Source organism: Aquimarina hainanensis, assembly GCF_042684685.1.
Taxonomy (GTDB): domain Bacteria; phylum Bacteroidota; class Bacteroidia; order Flavobacteriales; family Flavobacteriaceae; genus Aquimarina; species Aquimarina hainanensis.
The window spans coordinates 605,776-624,173 of the sequence record NZ_JBHULX010000004.1 but is presented as its reverse complement, the minus strand read 5'-3'; the positions used below and the strand labels follow the sequence as shown (position 1 = coordinate 624,173).

Genomic DNA, 18,398 nt, shown 5'->3' with positions numbered 1-18,398 from the left:
TCCTTTTTTATATTTAGTTTACTGCCGGACAATTACAGTTCCAGCGTTCTTTTCTCTTACCAAAATCATATCCTAATGTCAGTTGATGAAATCCTCCATCGGTGAGCACTACAGAGTTCATTTGATAACTATATGTATACCCAAACATAAATTTCTTATAATTAGCCCCAACAAATGGAGTTATATATTGTAATTGCTGATTCTCTACCAAAACTCCATCCTGAGAAAACTCAGCTCCATCCAAGCTTCTACGATATGATATCCCTGCCCATAATTTTCCAAAATCAAAACTGCGATACCCTTTTAGGTTCATATCAATAGAACGTTCATCTGTTTCATCCGTCGCCATATACATAAATGAAGGTTCTACCGCCCAAAGCGTCCCTATATTTATAAGCCTACCTAAAGAAAATAAATATCTTCTTTGATTATTTGATTCCTTAATCGGCGTATTATTATCAAAAATATTTCTGGTAGTTGGCAATACATTCTTCACTGTAAAATGCGCATACCACTCTAAATAGTTGTATGACATTCCTATATCTACATTAAAATATGCATCTTTCTGAATACGATCGAGAATTACCGGATCTGGATTTGTTACATCATCTAGTCCTCTCAAATCGACATTCGATTGGATAAACCCTGCATTCATACCAAAAGATAACATATTCAAGTCTGTCCTATCTCTAGAAAAAAGAAGATGATATGCCATAGTAGCATAAAAACCAGTTTGGGAAAACCTCCCGTTTTCATCTTTAAAAATCGTACCTCCCAAACCTACTTTATCACTGGTTCTGAAATTAAAGTTGGCTGTTTGCAAATTAGGGGCATTATCAACATCAAACCATTGCTTTCTGGCTGTTAGTCGTATCTTATTCGCATTTGCTGCTCCTGCCATTGCCGGATGTACTAAATACAGATTATCTGATAAATAATCCGCATATACTGGCAATCCCTCTTGTGAAATCACAACTTGAGAAACTAGCAATACAAAAAATAAATAGGTTTTTTTAAAATTCATTTTGGGACGTGTCTTCTTTAACTTTATGTAAGAATATTTCTTTTGGCATCTATAAACAAAAGGCGCATAACCCCTTTTGATTAACAGACAATTACAAATTATTTATTTTTAAAAAGTATCATGTGATCGCGATAAAGATATAAATTTTTAATAACAACTAATTCTAACGCTATTAGCTGTTCTATTTTAAGTCCTTACTTTTTCTTAAAAAACAGCCCCTGTACAGATACTATTAAAAACCAATTATATTCTTTTTCAATACAATAGTAGTCAAAATAGCGCAAAGTAGTATGTTATATAAATCTTAAAATTCATAATTCCCTATAAATATAAAAACCGCAGCTCTTTTTAGTAAATTTGCAAAAAATTAGATTATGGAAAAGAATTTTGAAGTAACAATAGAACCTACATCAAATTCCAATATTGTTAAGTTTGAAGCTAATTATTTTTTAACCCAGCATACAAGTCATGAATTTGAAAACATTGACCATGCAAAAAACTCTCCGTTAGCACAACAGTTATTTTATCTCCCCTTTGTAAAAAAAGTATTCATCGCTCAAAACTTTGTGGCAATTGAAAAATACAACATCGTAGAATGGATCGATATACAGGATGAAGTCGCTAAACAAATTGAGAAATATTTAAACAGTGGTCAGGAAGTTATCATAGAAGAACAAGAAAAGAAAGCGAAAAAAGTCCCTGTTTCCATCTATGCAGAAAGTACTCCGAATCCTTCAGTGATGAAATTCGTAGCGAATAAAAAGTTAGTCGTCGCCGGCCATGAATTCAAGAGCATTGACGACACAAGTGAATCACCTCTTGCACAAGCTTTATTTCATTTCCCGTTTGTCAAAGAGGTATATATAGATGAGAACTATATTTCTATAAATAAATATGAAGTAGCAGATTGGAATGAAGTGACAATGGAGTTACGGGAATTTATTAGAAATTATCTGGAAGAAGGAAAAGAAGTACTCACTGCTAATGCTACAATTTCCAAAAAAGAAATTGAGAAAAAAGAAGATACCAACTTCGAAAACCTGGATGAAACCTCAAAAGATATTATCAGTATTATAGACGAGTATATAAAACCTGCTGTCGCAAACGATGGGGGTAATATTTTATTTGATTCTTACAATCCGGAAAGTAAAGTTGTAAAAGTTATTCTTCAGGGGGCGTGTAGCGGATGTCCTTCCTCTACTTTTACTCTAAAAAACGGTATTGAGAATATGCTAAAAGAAATGTTACGAGATAAAGTATCTCATGTCGAAGCTGTAAACGGGTAATTAAACGGCATATTCGTCATTACATCGATTAAATACTAAAAAGAACACTTGCCTTTTTTTTAATAAAGCACAGTATGTTGTATCTTAGAAACTGTATACTAGTTTATTAACCATAAAAAAAAGACAATAATGGCAATTGTTAAAGTAATTGAAGTATTGGCTAACTCAGAAAAAAGCTGGGAAGATGCTACCAAACAAGCAGTAAAACAAGCTGCAAAATCAGTTAAAAACATCCGTTCTGCATATGTAGCGGAACAGAGTGTTGTTGTTAATGATAATGAAGTAACTGAATTCAGAGTAAATCTTAAGATTTCTTTTGAAGTAAAATAAAAAAAGATACTGTTTCTTTTTTAAAAAGCATCTCATAGTCTGAGATGCTTTTTATATTTTAGAGGATTTCAATATCAATGACATCCAAGGCATATGAATATCAATCTTCTCCTAGAAAAACTCTTTTTAATTCTTCTGATTATGCTGTTAAGCAATTGCTCTGATAAGAAAAAGAGTACGATAACAGAACCGCTATACACTAATGACCTCATACACGAAACTAGTCCTTATCTTCTACAGCATGCGCACAACCCCGTAAACTGGAAACCGTGGAACAATACAGCACTAACCAAAGCCAGGGAAGAAAACAAATTAATTATTATTAGTGTAGGATATGCAGCCTGCCACTGGTGCCACGTTATGGAAGAAGAAAGTTTTGAAAACAAAGAGGTCGCTGAACTCATGAATAAAAACTTTATTGCTATCAAAATCGACCGGGAAGAACGCCCGGATATAGATCAAATCTATATGAAAGCAGTACAATTAATGACAGGAAGCGGGGGATGGCCTCTAAATGTAATTGCACTTCCCGATGGAAGACCAATATGGGGAGGAACATATTTCCCCAAAGAAAGCTGGCTCACTTCTCTGGAAAAGATTGTCGACGTTTATCAAAAAGAGCCTGCTAAATTATATGAATATGCTGATAAATTAGAACAGGGCATAAAAACAATGGATCTGATCCCAGATAACACAACAGATACTACCTTTGATAAAGCCTTTATACAAAAAGCGGTAGATTCCTGGAGCACTTTATTTGATCATACACTGGGAGGGATTAAAAAAAGCCCAAAGTTCATGATGCCTAACAACTATCATTTTTTATTGAGATATGCACACCAAAAAAAAGACAGCAGTCTACTTAAGTATACCTTAAATACCCTTTCCAAAATGTCATATGGAGGAGTCTATGATCATATAGGGGGAGGTTTCTCCAGGTATTCTACGGATGAGAAGTGGCATGTACCTCATTTTGAAAAAATGCTCTATGACAACGCACAACTCGTGAGTCTATATGCAGATGCGTATCTGGCAACTAAAGATTCCTGGTACAAAACAGTGGTATATGAAACCTTAGAATTTGTATCAAACGAACTTACAAATGAGGAAGGAGCCTTTTTCTCTTCATTAGATGCAGATAGTATGACTCCCCAGCAAGAACTAGAAGAAGGGGCTTTCTATGTATGGAAGAAAGATGAACTAAAATCACTTCTAAAAGAAGAGTATGATATTTTTGCCAAGTACTATAACATTAACTCCTATGGAATCTGGGAAGAGAATAAATATGTCCTGATCAAAAATGAAAATGATTCCTTGTTTGCTCAACAACAAAACATGAGTATACAAGAGCTCGACCAAGCTGTTTTGCAATGGAAAAGTATTCTTCTCTCCTATCGAAACAAACGCAAAAGACCTCGTCTGGATGACAAGACACTTACCTCATGGAATGCTTTAATGATTAAAGGATATGTGGATGCTTACCGTGTTTTTGGTGAAAAAAAGTTTTTGGATGCTGCTGTCAAAAATGCGAACTTCATTAAAAAACACTTACTAAAAAAAGATTTTTCTCTATTCCATAATTACAAAAATGGGGTTAGTTCTATTAACGGGTACTTAGAAGATTACGCCTCAGTTATCGAAGCATATATTCAATTATATCAAATAACCGCAGAAAACGAATGGCTCTTTACATCTCAAAAACTGGCTGAATATACTCTGGCCCATTTTTATGATGCGGAAACAACATTATTTTATTTTACGTCTGACAAAGACCCAAAACTAATCTCCAGAACTATTGACTACACAGACAATGTAATCCCAAGTTCTAATTCCATTATGGCTAAGAATTTGTTTTTACTATCTCATTATTTAGATCAAAAAAAATACAATGTAATCAGTACCAAAATGATTCAGACAATCTTACCAAAAATAGAAGAATACCCTTCTGGATATTCCAATTGGTTAGATGTAATGCTGAATTACACATACGACTTTTACGAAGTTGTCATATCAGGTCCACAAGCATCGAATAAGCTCCCTGTATTGAATCGTCATTATATTCCTAATAAGTTATTAGCTGTTTCTGATTCTCCATCTGATATGCCTCTTTTAAAAGACCGGTATATAGGGGAAGATACTTTTATTTTCGTATGTGTACAAAACACCTGTAAATTACCCGTAGAGAGTGTAGACGAAGCTGTTTCCCTGATCGAAAACAACAATTAGCAAAAAATCACTATATTTCTGCTTATCAAACAATTAAAAACATGAAAAAAACATTCATTCTATTTTTATTGTTAATCGGCTATAACAATATACAGGGGCAGGATTTTGAGACAAGAAGAAGACCAATGGTTGAAATCGTTTCTCGAAATTATACTGAAAATATCCCCAATGGAATCGATCTATCAACTACCAAAGGCTCCCCTTACGAACATGATAGTTTTAGTCTAGGAACTATTATACATAAAGCTACTTCTCAAAAGATAAAAGCTTTTCTTAGGTATAATGCTTATAGTGATGAGATAGAATTAAAAGAAGACCTTAAAAGCACTAAGATTAATAGTGTGACCAAAAACGAGAACATCTACATATCTCTTAACGACAAAGAATATCATTTTAAGGACTTCACTACTGAAAAGGGGAAAGCTGAGAGTGGATATTTAACTAAAAAGAACGATTTATATTCAAGATTGCAAAAAGATTACATTCCTGTTAAAAAAGCAACTACTCCTTTTTATTCTGACACACCAGCGCAATTCAAAGATGTTAAAAGTTATTTTCTCGAAGTAAATGGAAAAACAAAAGAAATTACCCTAAACAAAAATAAAATAGCTGCAATATTTCCTTCTACTCATAAAAAAACATTGACTGATTTTATAAAAAAAGAAAAATTAAAATTTAAAAAAGAAGATGACATTGTTAAATTAATTACCTTCTATAACACGCTTAAAAGCGATAATTAATAAAGTATATTTTTATACTTTTTTTCGAAAAACACGTCTTTCTTGGGTGAAAAACACATAAAGAAAGTACGTGTTTTTTGTATTTTACAGATTATTTAATTATATTCAAAGACCTTAAATTGAATATGTTATGATAAAATTTCTACCCTATCTACTTTTTTTCACCTCCACAGTTGTCCTCGCACAGCTCCCCAAATCCTTAGTTGAACCCTCCGAAAGAGTAACCATGTTTGATGATTATAACGGATCAATCTTTACCAGCTCTAGTTTTAAAGATGCAAGTGTTATACATGAAAAATCCGGTACTTTTGACACCAAATTGCGATATAATATCTATCTGGATATTTTAGAATATAAATCTCAGGACGAACTATATCACGTAACAAAATCTCCTACAGTTCATGCCCGAATAGACGGGGATTATTTTTACTATTGTGATTTTGTAAATCAAAGAGGGTTAGAAAGAAAAGGATATTATGTTTTAGTTCAAATGAATGAAAATTATAGTATTTATAAGAAATTTACGCTTAAAATAACAGAACCTGAAAGCGCTTCCAGAATTATGACCTCTACTCCAGAACCTGGAAGGCTCAAAACTATCAGGACTTATTATCTGGAAGAAAACGGAGTCATCATGGAGCTATCGCTTGATAAATCCGAAATTTTAGCAACTTTAGAAGACCATGGAGATGCCTTGAAAAAATACATGAAGTCAGAAAAGATTAAGCTAAAAAAAGAAGAAGACTTAATTCAGCTTGTAGCTAAGTATAATGCATTAAAAAACAGTGAAGACTCTTCTAACCGAAGTCTGATCGTCAATAAAAGCAATTAATTAACCTGTTACAAAATCTTTTAAATAGTACGGTTCGAAGTAAGCAATATCTTCAAAGTCTTTTGCTTTATATTTATCATAGGCTAATTGACACATTTCTCTTGCAGAAGGAAGTTTATCACAGATAAAAGTTGCATTGGATGCTGTACAGATATCTTTGAATTTAGCTACACCATTACCAATAAACACTACCTGATTCTCCTCCTCTAAAAAGGATACAAATGAATCTGTAGTTAATATTTCAGCCTTTGTAGTTCTTACTTCTTCATAAGAAACACCAGAAAACACTGCTGAATATACTTCCATACGTCTGGCATCTAGCATAGGAACGATATAACCTTCATTAGCTTGTACCTGTTTAGCAAGTGATGTTAGGGTAGGAATAGAAATCATAGGAATATTTAAAGCATATGCTAATCCTTTTGCAGCAGATACTCCTATTCGAAGACCGGTATAAGACCCTGGACCTTTACTGACTGCAATTGCATCAAGAGCATTTATAGAAATAGATGCTGTTGCGATTACATCTTCTATAAATAGATGCAATCGCTCTGCATGAGAGTATTGGTTGCTGTAATCCTCCTTAACAGCTACAATCTGATGATCTTTTGCAATTGCAACGGAGCAGTTGGTCGTCGATGTTTCAATACATAGGATATAGGCCATATTCCCTAAAAATTTAGGCAAATATACAGCCTTATAATCAAATCTTCATTTTTTAATCTTCAGATTCTTTTCCCTTTTTCTTCGCCTGCACCTTATCTCCTGTCTTTAATGTCTTAGTCACTACATTATATGGTCCTGTAATCACCTCCTCACCTTCTGATAACCCTTTTAGAATCTCTATATTGCTATTATCTTGAATGCCCGTTTCTATTACGCGTAATGTCGCTTTTTCTCCTTTTTTAACAAAGACACACTCAAATTTCTGATCCTCGTCAACTTTGCTTTCCTTGGTAACCTTTTTTCTTGTAGAAGAAGTATCGTTTTTTATAACAATGGCACTAATAGGTACTCCAACAATCGATTCTCTTTTATTAGTAATAACATCTACTGTAGCAGTCATCCCTGGTCTGAACGGAGAATAATGTGCTGGTTTTCCTTCCAATAAATCTTTATATGATTTTTCCAGAATTCGAACTTTTACCTTAAAGTTAGTAACCTGGTCTGAACTCAAGGCGTTTTCGGCTGAATTTGCAATCTCTGTAACCAATCCTTTAAACTGTTTTTTCAGATATGCATCTACTTCTACCTCTGTAGAATCTCCAACAGAAATTTTTACAATATCATTCTCATTCACATCCACCTCTACTTCCATGTTATTGAGATCTGCAATCCTCATAATCTCAGTACCAGCCATTTGCTGAGTTCCTACCACACGTTCCCCTAGTTCTACATTAAGCTTAGAGACTGTACCAGACATAGGAGCATAAATAGTTGTTCTATTCAAATTATCTTTTGCTTCATTTACTGTAGCCTGAGCACTTCTTACATTATAAAATGCAGATTGCTTAGTCGCCTCAGCAACTTCATAAGCAGAAACCACTCTATCCCATTCTGATTTAGAAATCACTCCTTTTTCAAAAAGCGCTTTATTTCGATCATAATTATATTTTGCCTCCTTCAGGCTTGCCTCCGTTTGTCTTAAGTTAGCTTTTACATTTTGTAGAGAAGCTTGAGATCGGTTTAGGCCTGATTGGATAATATCCGGGTTAATCCGAACCAGCAAGTCTCCCTTTTTAACTTGTTGTCCTTCTTTGATAGGCAATTCGATAATCTCTCCGGATACTTCTGATGACAATTTCACTTCTACTTCAGGTTGAATTTTCCCTGTAGCCGCCACCGTCTCAACAATATCAATTTTCTCTATCTTGGTTATTTCTACTTCCTTATAGTTCCCATTTTTACCGAACCATCCTGCTTTTTTTCCATAGACAAGTCCGCCTATCAGGATAATAATCAACACCGAAATAAATATAATAGTCTTTCTACTCATAGCTCTTTTGTTTTGTAAATTACGTCTCTTATATCGCTATTAAAGAATTATTGATCAAAGTTTTATATCAGCTACCTTCACACCAAAATACAGCTCTAATACCTTTAATTTAAAAATATAATCAAACTTAGCTCTTACGGCTTTACTCTGGGCATCTTCCAATCTAAATTTTGACTGGCTAAAGTCAAATGCATTGGTAAGTCCTACATCATACCTGTCTTTTGCATATTCATAGGCTCTTTCTTGTGCTTTTACAGCAACTTCTGATGCTTCATAAGCCTCTGCTGTTCCTCTGGCATCCAAATACGCCTGATATACATTACTATCCAAATCCAGTTTAGCCTGTTCTAATCTAAAAGCGGCCTCTTTTACAGCTACCTTTCTCCTTTTCACATTATTTCTCACAGAAAACCCATTAAATATAGGAACGTTAAGACTTAATCCATACGAAATTCCGTCATTATTAGATAATTGATCGAAAAACGGTAATGGATTTTGTTCTTGTGTCAACAGGTTTGGTTTTTGCGTCGTTACTACTTCTCCTGTACTTGGAACAACTCCTACCGGCATTGTTCTCAATGGATTATCTGGATCTAATACCTGTACCGGAACCTTAGCTCCTGATTCCCTTGTACCATATGAAAAAGAACCATTCAAGGTCGGATAATAATCACTTCTTGCCAACTGCAAATCTTTTTCTGCCAGCAACTGGTTTTGTTCGGCAATCTGAACCTCGTACCGTGCTTCTCTTGCTTTTCCTATTACCTGTTCTACAGGTTTTTCTAAAATTTCTGAAGTAGGGACTAAATAATCTTTTTCTGCTATATCAAAACTTTCATAATCCTTGATCAACAATATCTGTGCTAAAGCTACTCTTGCTATTTTTACAGCATTTTCTGCCTGTACTATTCTTGTAATTTCATCGGCAGAAGTAGCTTCTATTTCCAGTAAATCTCCTTGTGGTAATACCCCTGCCTCTACCTGATCTTTTGTTCTTTTTAGATTCTCTAGGGTGATCTCATGTTGTTTTTCTATTACTTTTAGAGATTCTCTATTTAACAATATCTGCAAGTAACTATTCGCAACAGACAACACAATATCATCTTTTGATTTCCCCAGGTTATACTGACTCAGCAACTGATTCATTTTTGCTCTTTGGAACTGCCGAATATTTTTTAATCCATTAAAAATATTTACTCCTACAGAAACACTGTAATTTGAGTTTCTTGACGTCTGTGTCTTTAAGGTTCCTGTCAAAAAATCCGTAGTAAGTCCTGTATTCCAAAAATTAGAGGCACTTGCATTTACAGTAGGCAGAAAATTTGCAAAAGCATCATTCTTATCGATATCTGCAGTTTCTACACTAAGAGCAGATTGCTTAATGGTAATATTATTTTCCAAAGCATATTCTACACATTCTTGTAATGTCCATTTTTTTTGCTGAGCCTCGGTAGTCCAAACTCCCAGGAGGACGTATAATAAAATTGAAATTTTAATCTTCATAATGCCTATTTGTATGTAATTGACTGATGTTGTTACATTATTTTGAGTAAAAATTAGTTATCAAACTCTGATTTCTTGATTTGATTCCAAACTTTTATTTTATCATTTTTTGAAATTCCTTCTTTAACCTCTACATTAATTCCATCACTGATTCCCAAAACGACATCTCTATGTTCAAACTTTTGCTCTCCGGTTTCTACTTCTACATACGGTTTTTGTGTTTTTACATCATATTGAATTAATGCTTCTTTTAGAGCCATAACGCTATCTACTTTTGCCAAGATGATAGACGCATTAGCACTTAATCCTGCTCTAATAAATGTAGTATCCTTTTTATCTAGCGTTCCTTTTATTTCGAATTGGATCGCTCCATTTTCTTCTTTTCCTTTTGGTGCTATGTAATCTAGTACTGCTTGGAATTTTTTGTTTTCAATTGCTCCTACAGTGATCTCCAATGGTAAATTTTCTTTTATTCTTCCTACTTCACTTTCATCAACTTTCCCTTCGAATATCATTTTACCAATATCCGCGATAGTTGCAATAGTAGTTCCTTCATTAAAGTTATTTGCTTCAATAACCTGATTTCCTTCTTTGACAGGTACTTCTAATACCATTCCATCTACTGTGGAACGTATTAATGTATTCGCAGCCGTTCCCAAGCCTCTGGCACTTCCTGTTTTTACAATCTGGTAATTCTGTAAAGAAGACTGATACGCTTGTTTTGCCTGTTTAAAAGCGACATCAATTCCATCAAATTCATTTGCTGAAATCACACCTTTATCAAAAAGTTCTTTCTGGCGATTGTATATTTTTTCCTGATTTGTCAAATCGATCTTGGAGGTTTCTACTCCATTTCTAGCACTTTGTAATGTAGATACATTAGGAATTACTCGAATTTTAGCAATAAGATCTCCTGACTTAATTTGATCCCCTGCCTCAATATACACTTCTTGGATCACTCCAGAAATATTTGGTTTAATCAACACTTCTTCTTTAGGAACAATATTCCCTGTAGCTACCGTCTTTTTTATAATTGTTTCTGTCGTTGCCTGCTCTGTTTCATACACAACAGGATCTTCCTGGTTCTTTTGATACAACCAATACAACGATCCTGAAAATACAATGGCTATAATAAGTAAAATAATAACTGTTATGGTTTTCTTCATTGTCCTATGAATTTTATCACTTGATGATTATGTTATTTTATTCTGTTCTTAATGCGTCAATAGGTTTTGTTTTTATAGCTACCTGAGCAGGAATTAATCCTGCCAGCAAGCCACTTGTAATCAATATTAGCAATGCTACAAATACCACTGTGAGATCAACACTTGGATTTGCAAACATGGTATCGTCATTGGTTGGCATTCCATCCAACACTTTATTAATAATTAGAATTACTCCAGTCGATACAGCAATGCCCAGCATTCCAGATATAATGGTAAGAAACATCGATTCCAGCAGTATCTGTCCACGAATCGCCCATGGAGACGCTCCAATGGCTCTCCGTATTCCGATTTCTTTGGTTCGTTCTTTTACTACAATCAGCATAATGTTACTGATTCCAATAATCCCGGAAAGCAATACTAATATCCCTACAAAATATGCCACTCCCCGTAAAGCCACAAAGAGACCATTGATCTTGCTAAATTCTTCGTAAAGATCAAAATTCCCAACTGCTCTATCGTCATCCGGATGAATCGTATGATTCACTTTGACCACATCAATAATATCTTTTTTCAAATTCGTAATTGAATTCTGATCCGTTGCTGTGATAGCCATCCAGCCCACTCTATCTCCATAATTAAATGCCTGAGAAAAGGAAGTAAAGGGCACATAGATCTCTTTTTGTCCTTCTTCTCCATCTCCATCTCCTGATTTCTTCTTATAAGTGCCAATAACCATAAAATTCACTCCCTGGATCTTTATATAGTCTCCAACTGAAACTTCCCCTGGTTTAAACAGTTCTTTTTCTACTCCGTGACCAATAACAGCTACTTTTCGATTATTTTCAATATCGCCATAGTTAATAAATCTCCCTGAGGTAATTGTAATTGGATCTTGTTTTATAATCTCAGGATAGTCTCCATATACATTAAAAGCACCAGTATTAAGTCCTCTTACCACATTATTTGTTCCTCCGAAACCTCCTAATTGATTTCTTGGAGAAACATACAATAATCCAGGAACCTGATCTTTTATAGATACGACATCACCTATTTTAAAATTATACCGCCTTCCTTTAGGCAATCCTTTATAAGGCTTAGACACTACTTGTGTCCACATAAACATAGTATTGGTTGCTATATCTCCGAAGCCTTGCTTAACTCCATTTTCTAACCCTTTTCCTGCAGCAAGCAGAATAACCAGAATAAAAATTCCCCAGAACACTCCGAAAGCAGTAAGAATGGTTCTAAACCAATTTGCTGTTAATGCTTCTAATATTTCATTCCATCGATCTCTGTTAAACATATTATTCGTCTCTAAGTGCTACAATAGGTCTAATACGGGCGGCTCTCCAAGCCGGGAAAAATCCAGCAATTGCTCCTGCCAGAATAAGGATAAAAACAGTTGATATTGCAATATTAAAATTCACTGACGGGTTTGATATAAAGTCTGTCTCTACCATAGGCCCTACAAACTCCAGCAATAGCAATCCTCCTATGAGTCCTGAAAAACCAGCAAAAGTGGTTACAAAAATTGCCTCTTGCAAAATCATCCCTATAATCGAAAGTGGTAATGCTCCTAAAGCTTTTCGTATTCCGATTTCTTTAGTTCGTTCTTTTACGATGATAAGCATAATATTACTAACTCCTACTACCCCTGCAATAATCGTACATACTCCAACCCACCAGAAAAAAGCTTTAATCATAAATATCAGATCATAAAATCGCTTTGCCCTTTCGAGTGAATTATTGATTCCTATTGCTCGTTCATCTTCAGGTGCTATGATATGTTTTTTCTTCAGGTAAGAAGTCATAGATGCTACAAAAGCTTTTGACTTCTCCACTGCTGTCTTAAAATCCTTTTCAGGCTTTAATGTATATGATAGATTATTTATAAACTGTCCCCTATTAAAAACTTGTTGAGTAGTAGTAGATGGCAAGAAAAAGCGATTTTCCTCTCGTTCTCCACCTTTATCAGAATAGACTCCAACTACTTTAAAAAGAATACTATTGAGCTTTACAAACTTTCCGAGAGGGTCTTCTCCGTTTTTGAACAAATCTTTTTGAATTTTATGTCCTATTACGGTAACTTTTTCTTTTTGATCAATATCATTTTGATTCAGAAATCGACCTGAGACCATTTTTTGGTTTTCAATAATTTGAAAACCTGGCGCAACTCCTTCTATTCTATAACTACCGGATTCTTTTTTATATGAAGCAAGTGCTCCCCAAATTCGTACCCTGGGAGATTGTTGATCTATTAATTCTTTATTTTTTTCATATATAACCGAGTAATCTTCATTAGTCATACTAAAAAAACGTCCCGGATTAAGTCCTTTATACTCCACAGAAGTAGCATTTGTCCATACCCAAATACTATTAGAGGCATCATCTTCAAACTCTCTGGAAATTCCGTTTTGCATCCCTTGTCCTACGCCTAGTAAAATTACCAGAATAAAAATTCCGGATGCTACTGAAAGCCCTGTTAGGAAGGTTCGCAATTTATTTTTGCGAATGGTATCAAATATTTCCTGCCAACGCTCTAAACTAAACATGGGCAGAAGCTCTTACTTGTTCTACAAATGTATCATCTATGATCAATCCATCTTTCAGATTTACTACCCGTTTGGTCATATCTGCTATATCGGGTTCATGAGTAACAATCAAGATTGTTTTTCCTTCATCATTAATTCCCTGAATTAACTCCATTACCTCATAAGACGTTTTAGTATCCAATGCTCCGGTAGGTTCGTCTGCCAATAATACTTTTGGTTCTGATGCTAATGCTCTAGCAACAGCAACTCGTTGTTTTTGTCCTCCCGACAATTCATTGGGGAGGTGCCCTGCCCAATCAGCCAAGCCCACCTTATCGAGATAATGCATCGCTTTTTCTGTCCGTTCTTTCCTCTTTGCCCCCTGATAGTATAATGGCAACGCCACATTGTCTAATGCACTTTTATATGTAATCAGATTAAATGATTGAAAAATAAACCCTAAAAATTGATTCCTGTATTTTGCCGCAATCTTCTCATTAAGATTTTTTATAGGAACATTATCAAGAAAATAGCTCCCGCTATCTGCTTCATCCAGCATCCCAATGATATTAAGTAATGTAGATTTCCCAGAACCGGAAGATCCCATAATAGCAACTAACTCTCCCTCTTGAACATTAAAATTTATTCCTTTTAAAACATGAAGAGAATTGCTCCCCATCTTATAAGATTTGTGCAAATCTTTAATTTCTATCATAACGATATATTAGAGTTATACTACCATTACACCTCAATACCCAATCGCATTGAAATAAATGTACAAGATCTATTTAAAGTCTTGTATTGAGTATAAGACTAAAAGAGAGCGCATTCGTTACAAGTCATATGTTAAAAAATAATTAATATTAATTATTTTTTATACAATTACTCTCATTTCATCAGGGATTTAAGATCAAAAAAATGCAAGTTCATGTTAGGAAAGAAAAACATGAATTAACTTTCTTCTTTTTTCCTTTTCTTATTTTTATAAAGTACATATCCGATTCCTCCTATAAGAATATAAGGAATCACCATCAGATACAGTATACCGTTATTCAGTCCTTTTGCTGTACTCTGTCCTTCCTCACTTTCCAGCACCGCTCTACACATAGCACATTGTGCATCGACAGGAAGGCTAAAGAAAAAAAGTAGTATCACAAGGCTCCAAAGACTCTTTTTTCTTAACATAACCAATTAATTATAATAAGGAGAAATCATCAAATACACAACCACCCCCGTAATTGCTACATATAACCAAATGGGAAATGTAATTTTGGCTATTTTTTTATGTTTATCAAAACGATTAGCCAATGCTTTAACGTAGGTAATCAAAACAAAAGGGATAACTGCGATTGATAATAAAATATGTGTAATCAAAATAAAATAATACACATAGCGTATTACTCCTTCTCCTCCATATACAGTAGAATCACTTGTCATATGATATGCTATATACATGAGTAAAAAAAGCACTGAACACCCTATTGCCAATTTCATCAACTGTTCATGTAGTTTAATTTTATTATTCTTCACTGCCCATAATGCGGTACATAAAATCACAGCTGTCACCCCATTTATTCCTGCATAAATAGGGGGCAGAAACATCATAGGTTCGACATCAAACCCCATTTTTCTGAGGTTCACCCCAAACAAAGCTGCTACCGCCAGCGGAATACCTACTGAAAGAATAACAATCCACTTGTTATATTTTTTCTCCAACACATCACTTTTTTCCATCTTACTTCTTTTTCAATAATTTTTTAATATCCGCTAACAATATAGAAATTTGTTCTTCTTCTCCTTTTTCATCCATCTTCTCCTCTACATCAATGGTTCCTCTATAATAAATAATTGGATTTCCGGCTTTGTCATACCTTGAACGCAAATATCCATCCTGATCGACTAAAGCAAAAAAACCGCTGTGTTCAAATCCTCCTGGGACATTTTCATTTTCTTCTGCATAAATATTAAACCCTTTATTCGCTAACTCAAACAATTGTTCCATATCCCCCGTCATGAAATGCCAATCAGGATTAGTCACTCCATAAGCTGTCGCATATTGTTTAAGTTTTTTTGGAGTATCTCTAGTTGGGTCTATAGTAAATGAGGCAATTCCAAATCCTTCTTCTTCTTTTAATTTATTCTGGAGATAGACTAGGTTTCTACTCATTTTCGGGCAAATAGTAGGACAACTTGTAAAGAAAAAATCAACAACATACACTTTGCCTTTAAAATCGTGATTCGTAATCATCAAACTATCCTGATTCAGAAATGCAAACTCCGGAACTTTTTTAGCCTCTCCGTTAATCTTTAAATAGGCTAGCTTTTCATTTGACACCGGATTATCCGCACTCATTCTATTATTTTTAGTAACAGCATTCCCTTTAATCCTATTAACAATTTTTGGAATAAAAATAATTCCAAAAATCAATACTATAAATGATATCCCAACGTAAGAGTATTTTTTCATTCCAATTTATTTTTCTTTCCTGTCTGCTTTGTATTTTTTTAATGCCAAACGATATTCTGCTAAAATCACTTTCACATCATCCACCATTACATTCGCCAGATCAGCTACTGAATTAGCAAGATATCCGTACACCATTGATTCTCCTTTTTCCGGATCTTCATCTCTTCCTCTAAGAGATCGATTTTTATCTACAATATACACGTAGTTTGTTGCCAGGTTTTCATCCAACGCATGATTCGTGTTTAGGCTATTAAACACCTTTTTGATATTCTCTTCGGTACCAAACATAAAATTCCAACCGGAAACATCTGCTATATTCCCCAACTCTTCTAATAACTTCTTAGCCTCTTCTTCACTCCCAAAAGGTAAAAGCATCACAAATTGAAAATCTTTAAACCCGTGATTTTTTTTATATATCTTTTGATTTAAATTAAAAGCATTCCCTTGCTTATTGTGTAAATTCTTTCCTAAAAAGCCCAGAATTGTAATTTTATCGTTTAGACTTACTTGCTTATTCGTGAGTCCTTCGAACGCTTCCACATCACTTACATTTTCATTCAGTATCGGTAATTTTGCAAAGTTATGTACTCCAGAAGCAAAAAACAGATATGCGACTAATGGTAAGACAAACAGAACCCCGAGAACAACAAATTTTTTCATTATTTTATACGAATTGATTTCCGGTAAATAAACAGCGGGTTTCGCTCTTTTTATATCACCTGTAAATATGATGCAAAAATAAAAAAGACGGTTTAAAAAACCGTCTCTTTATATATTTTTAATACTCTTATCAGCTAAGTTTTAGAAGTCCCAGCTTTTGTACCCTCCTTTAAAAACTTCGTATACATAATCTCCCTCTGTAAGAAGAATAAATACGAGGTAACATATCAGGAAAACAGCTGTCCAAACTACTGATCTTCTCAATCCTTTTGTTTCTCCTTCCATGTGCATAAATGCCCATGTAATCAGATATGCTTTCCATATTGTAAGGATAATAAAGAACCAGTTTAATAATTTCATACTGATCAGATATGTATCAAGCATGAATGCCGGTTTCCATATACCAAAGAATACTTCTACTATGGTAATCGCAGAAAGTATATAAAATACATTCCAGATTCTTTTTGTATTTGATTCGTGATGTCCTGTACCGTGTGCCATTGTTTCTTATTTTTTTTATTAAACCAAGTAAAAGAATGTAAATACAAACACCCATACTAAATCGACGAAGTGCCAATACAATCCAACTTTTTCAACCATTTCATAACTCTTTCTTCTTTCATAAGTTCCAAGAATCACGTTTATGAAGATAATAATGTTAATGATAACTCCAGAAAATACGTGGAATCCGTGGAATCCTGTAATAAAGAAAAAGAAATCAGCAAACAATGGAACACCATATTCATTATGACGAAGATTTGCTCCTTCTACTACTCCTGTAGCAGTATTCATTCTTTCTAAAGAGAATTCTCTTTTATAAATTGCTTTATGCCCTCTTTCTGTAGGGTTCGCCAATTGTTTTTCCAATCGATTCGCCAACGCTATATCCTTAGGGTTTCCAGAAGCCTTAAGCGCCTGAATATCCGGTACTAATTCCTGCGTTCGGATATAAAGATCTTTATTCCCTTTAAAACCTTCAGCTATCTCTGCAACAGTAAACGAAGGAAGTGCTCCTTCTTTATCGTACCAAATTCCGTTTTTTCTCTGATGTTGTGCTCTTTCGTTATGCGTATTTACTACAGCAATATCTTTTAAGGCAACTCTATGAAACTTTTTTGTACCGTCTTCTAATGTAACAGGCGCTACAAACTGAAGGATGTTTCCTCCTGCTGTCTCTACAGCACCATATTCACCTTTTATAAAGTTTTTCCATTCCCAGGCTTGCGACCCTACGAAGATAAATCCTCCTATGATGGTCAAAAACATGTAGATAATAACCTTATTTTTCTTAAGCTGATGTCCGGCATCCACTGCCAATACCATCGTTACCGATGAAAAAATCAGAATAAAAGTCATTAATGCTACATAATACATCGGAGCATCTACCCCATGTAAAAACGGAAAGTGATTGAACACTTCATCTGCTATAGGCCAAGAGTCTATAAATTTATATCTTGAGAAACCATAAGCTGCAAGAAAACCTGAAAAAGTAAGGGCATCTGACAGGATAAAAAACCACATCATCATCTTACCATAACTCGCGTTGAGTGGCTTATTATTACCTCCCCAGACTTTACCTTCTGTACCTGTTTTAATAACAGTTGTCTCCATAAAAAGTATTTGGTATTGTTAAAATT

Annotated in this window: 19 protein-coding genes; 5 read left to right on the top strand and 14 right to left on the bottom strand. The window is 34.4% G+C overall.

Annotated elements, in window-relative coordinates:
* Nucleotides 1–13 precede the first annotated feature (13 nt).
* A complete protein-coding gene (locus ACFSTE_RS07975) occupies nt 14–1,024 on the bottom strand; it encodes a PorP/SprF family type IX secretion system membrane protein (RefSeq protein WP_176028680.1) in 1,011 nt (336 codons plus the stop codon).
* Between the two features lie 374 nt (nt 1,025–1,398).
* On the opposite strand from ACFSTE_RS07975, the gene ACFSTE_RS07970 reads away from it, so the two are divergent.
* From ACFSTE_RS07970 to ACFSTE_RS07950, 5 genes are all read left to right on the top strand, one after another.
* Nucleotides 1,399–2,310, top strand: coding sequence for a NifU family protein (locus tag ACFSTE_RS07970; RefSeq protein WP_176028679.1), 912 nt, complete (start codon nt 1,399–1,401; stop codon nt 2,308–2,310).
* A 129-nt stretch (nt 2,311–2,439) separates the two neighbouring features.
* On the top strand, nt 2,440–2,640 hold the full coding sequence (locus ACFSTE_RS07965) for a dodecin family protein (protein WP_176028678.1): 201 nt from the start codon (nt 2,440–2,442) through the stop codon (nt 2,638–2,640).
* Between the two features lie 93 nt (nt 2,641–2,733).
* The gene (locus ACFSTE_RS07960) at nt 2,734–4,866 is read left to right on the top strand and encodes a thioredoxin domain-containing protein (RefSeq protein ID WP_378257176.1); all 2,133 of its coding nucleotides are present in this window, start codon (nt 2,734–2,736) and stop codon (nt 4,864–4,866) included.
* A 41-nt stretch (nt 4,867–4,907) separates the two neighbouring features.
* Complete coding sequence (locus ACFSTE_RS07955) at nt 4,908–5,606, top strand: hypothetical protein (RefSeq protein WP_378257178.1); 699 nt, start codon at nt 4,908–4,910, stop codon at nt 5,604–5,606.
* Nucleotides 5,607–5,736: 130 nt separating this feature from the next.
* Nucleotides 5,737–6,438, top strand: coding sequence for a hypothetical protein (locus tag ACFSTE_RS07950; RefSeq protein ID WP_378257180.1), 702 nt, complete (start codon nt 5,737–5,739; stop codon nt 6,436–6,438).
* Here ACFSTE_RS07950 and tsaB read toward each other — a convergent pair whose 3' ends face one another.
* From tsaB to ACFSTE_RS07885, 13 genes are all read right to left on the bottom strand, one after another.
* A complete protein-coding gene (gene tsaB, locus ACFSTE_RS07945; RefSeq protein ID WP_378257182.1) occupies nt 6,439–7,104 on the bottom strand; it encodes a tRNA (adenosine(37)-N6)-threonylcarbamoyltransferase complex dimerization subunit type 1 TsaB in 666 nt (221 codons plus the stop codon). It lies immediately after the preceding gene.
* 52 nt (nt 7,105–7,156) lie between these two features.
* A complete protein-coding gene (locus tag ACFSTE_RS07940; RefSeq protein WP_378257184.1) occupies nt 7,157–8,434 on the bottom strand; it encodes an efflux RND transporter periplasmic adaptor subunit in 1,278 nt (425 codons plus the stop codon).
* Between the two features lie 54 nt (nt 8,435–8,488).
* Nucleotides 8,489–9,937 (bottom strand): TolC family protein, encoded by a 1,449-nt coding sequence (locus ACFSTE_RS07935; RefSeq protein WP_176028672.1) that lies wholly within the window; start codon nt 9,935–9,937, stop codon nt 8,489–8,491.
* Nucleotides 9,938–9,990: 53 nt separating this feature from the next.
* Nucleotides 9,991–11,103 carry an efflux RND transporter periplasmic adaptor subunit gene (locus tag ACFSTE_RS07930; protein WP_176028671.1) on the bottom strand — a complete coding sequence of 371 codons (1,113 nt, stop codon included), beginning with the start codon at nt 11,101–11,103 and terminating at the stop codon, nt 9,991–9,993.
* Between the two features lie 37 nt (nt 11,104–11,140).
* Complete coding sequence (locus tag ACFSTE_RS07925) at nt 11,141–12,406, bottom strand: ABC transporter permease (RefSeq protein ID WP_378257187.1); 1,266 nt, start codon at nt 12,404–12,406, stop codon at nt 11,141–11,143.
* Between the two features lies 1 nt (nt 12,407).
* Nucleotides 12,408–13,655: an ABC transporter permease gene (locus tag ACFSTE_RS07920; protein WP_176028669.1), complete on the bottom strand. Its 1,248-nt coding sequence runs from the start codon at nt 13,653–13,655 to the stop codon at nt 12,408–12,410.
* The gene (locus ACFSTE_RS07915; protein WP_176028668.1) at nt 13,648–14,349 is read right to left on the bottom strand and encodes an ABC transporter ATP-binding protein; all 702 of its coding nucleotides are present in this window, start codon (nt 14,347–14,349) and stop codon (nt 13,648–13,650) included. The genes ACFSTE_RS07920 and ACFSTE_RS07915 overlap by 8 nt, the downstream gene beginning before the upstream one ends.
* A 236-nt stretch (nt 14,350–14,585) precedes the next feature.
* Nucleotides 14,586–14,789 carry a hypothetical protein gene (locus tag ACFSTE_RS07910; RefSeq protein ID WP_378298053.1) on the bottom strand — a complete coding sequence of 68 codons (204 nt, stop codon included), beginning with the start codon at nt 14,787–14,789 and terminating at the stop codon, nt 14,586–14,588.
* Between the two features lie 36 nt (nt 14,790–14,825).
* Complete coding sequence (locus tag ACFSTE_RS07905; RefSeq protein ID WP_176028666.1) at nt 14,826–15,368, bottom strand: DUF420 domain-containing protein; 543 nt, start codon at nt 15,366–15,368, stop codon at nt 14,826–14,828.
* Nucleotide 15,369: 1 nt separating this feature from the next.
* A complete protein-coding gene (locus tag ACFSTE_RS07900) occupies nt 15,370–16,101 on the bottom strand; it encodes an SCO family protein (RefSeq protein ID WP_176028665.1) in 732 nt (243 codons plus the stop codon).
* 6 nt (nt 16,102–16,107) lie between these two features.
* Entirely contained in the window at nt 16,108–16,761 is a 654-nt protein-coding gene (locus ACFSTE_RS07895; protein ID WP_176028664.1) for a hypothetical protein, read from the bottom strand.
* A 141-nt stretch (nt 16,762–16,902) separates the two neighbouring features.
* Nucleotides 16,903–17,262, bottom strand: coding sequence for a cytochrome C oxidase subunit IV family protein (locus ACFSTE_RS07890; protein WP_176028663.1), 360 nt, complete (start codon nt 17,260–17,262; stop codon nt 16,903–16,905).
* A gap of 18 nt (nt 17,263–17,280) precedes the next feature.
* Entirely contained in the window at nt 17,281–18,372 is a 1,092-nt protein-coding gene (locus ACFSTE_RS07885; RefSeq protein ID WP_176028662.1) for a cytochrome c oxidase subunit 3, read from the bottom strand.
* Nucleotides 18,373–18,398: the final 26 nt, after the last annotated feature.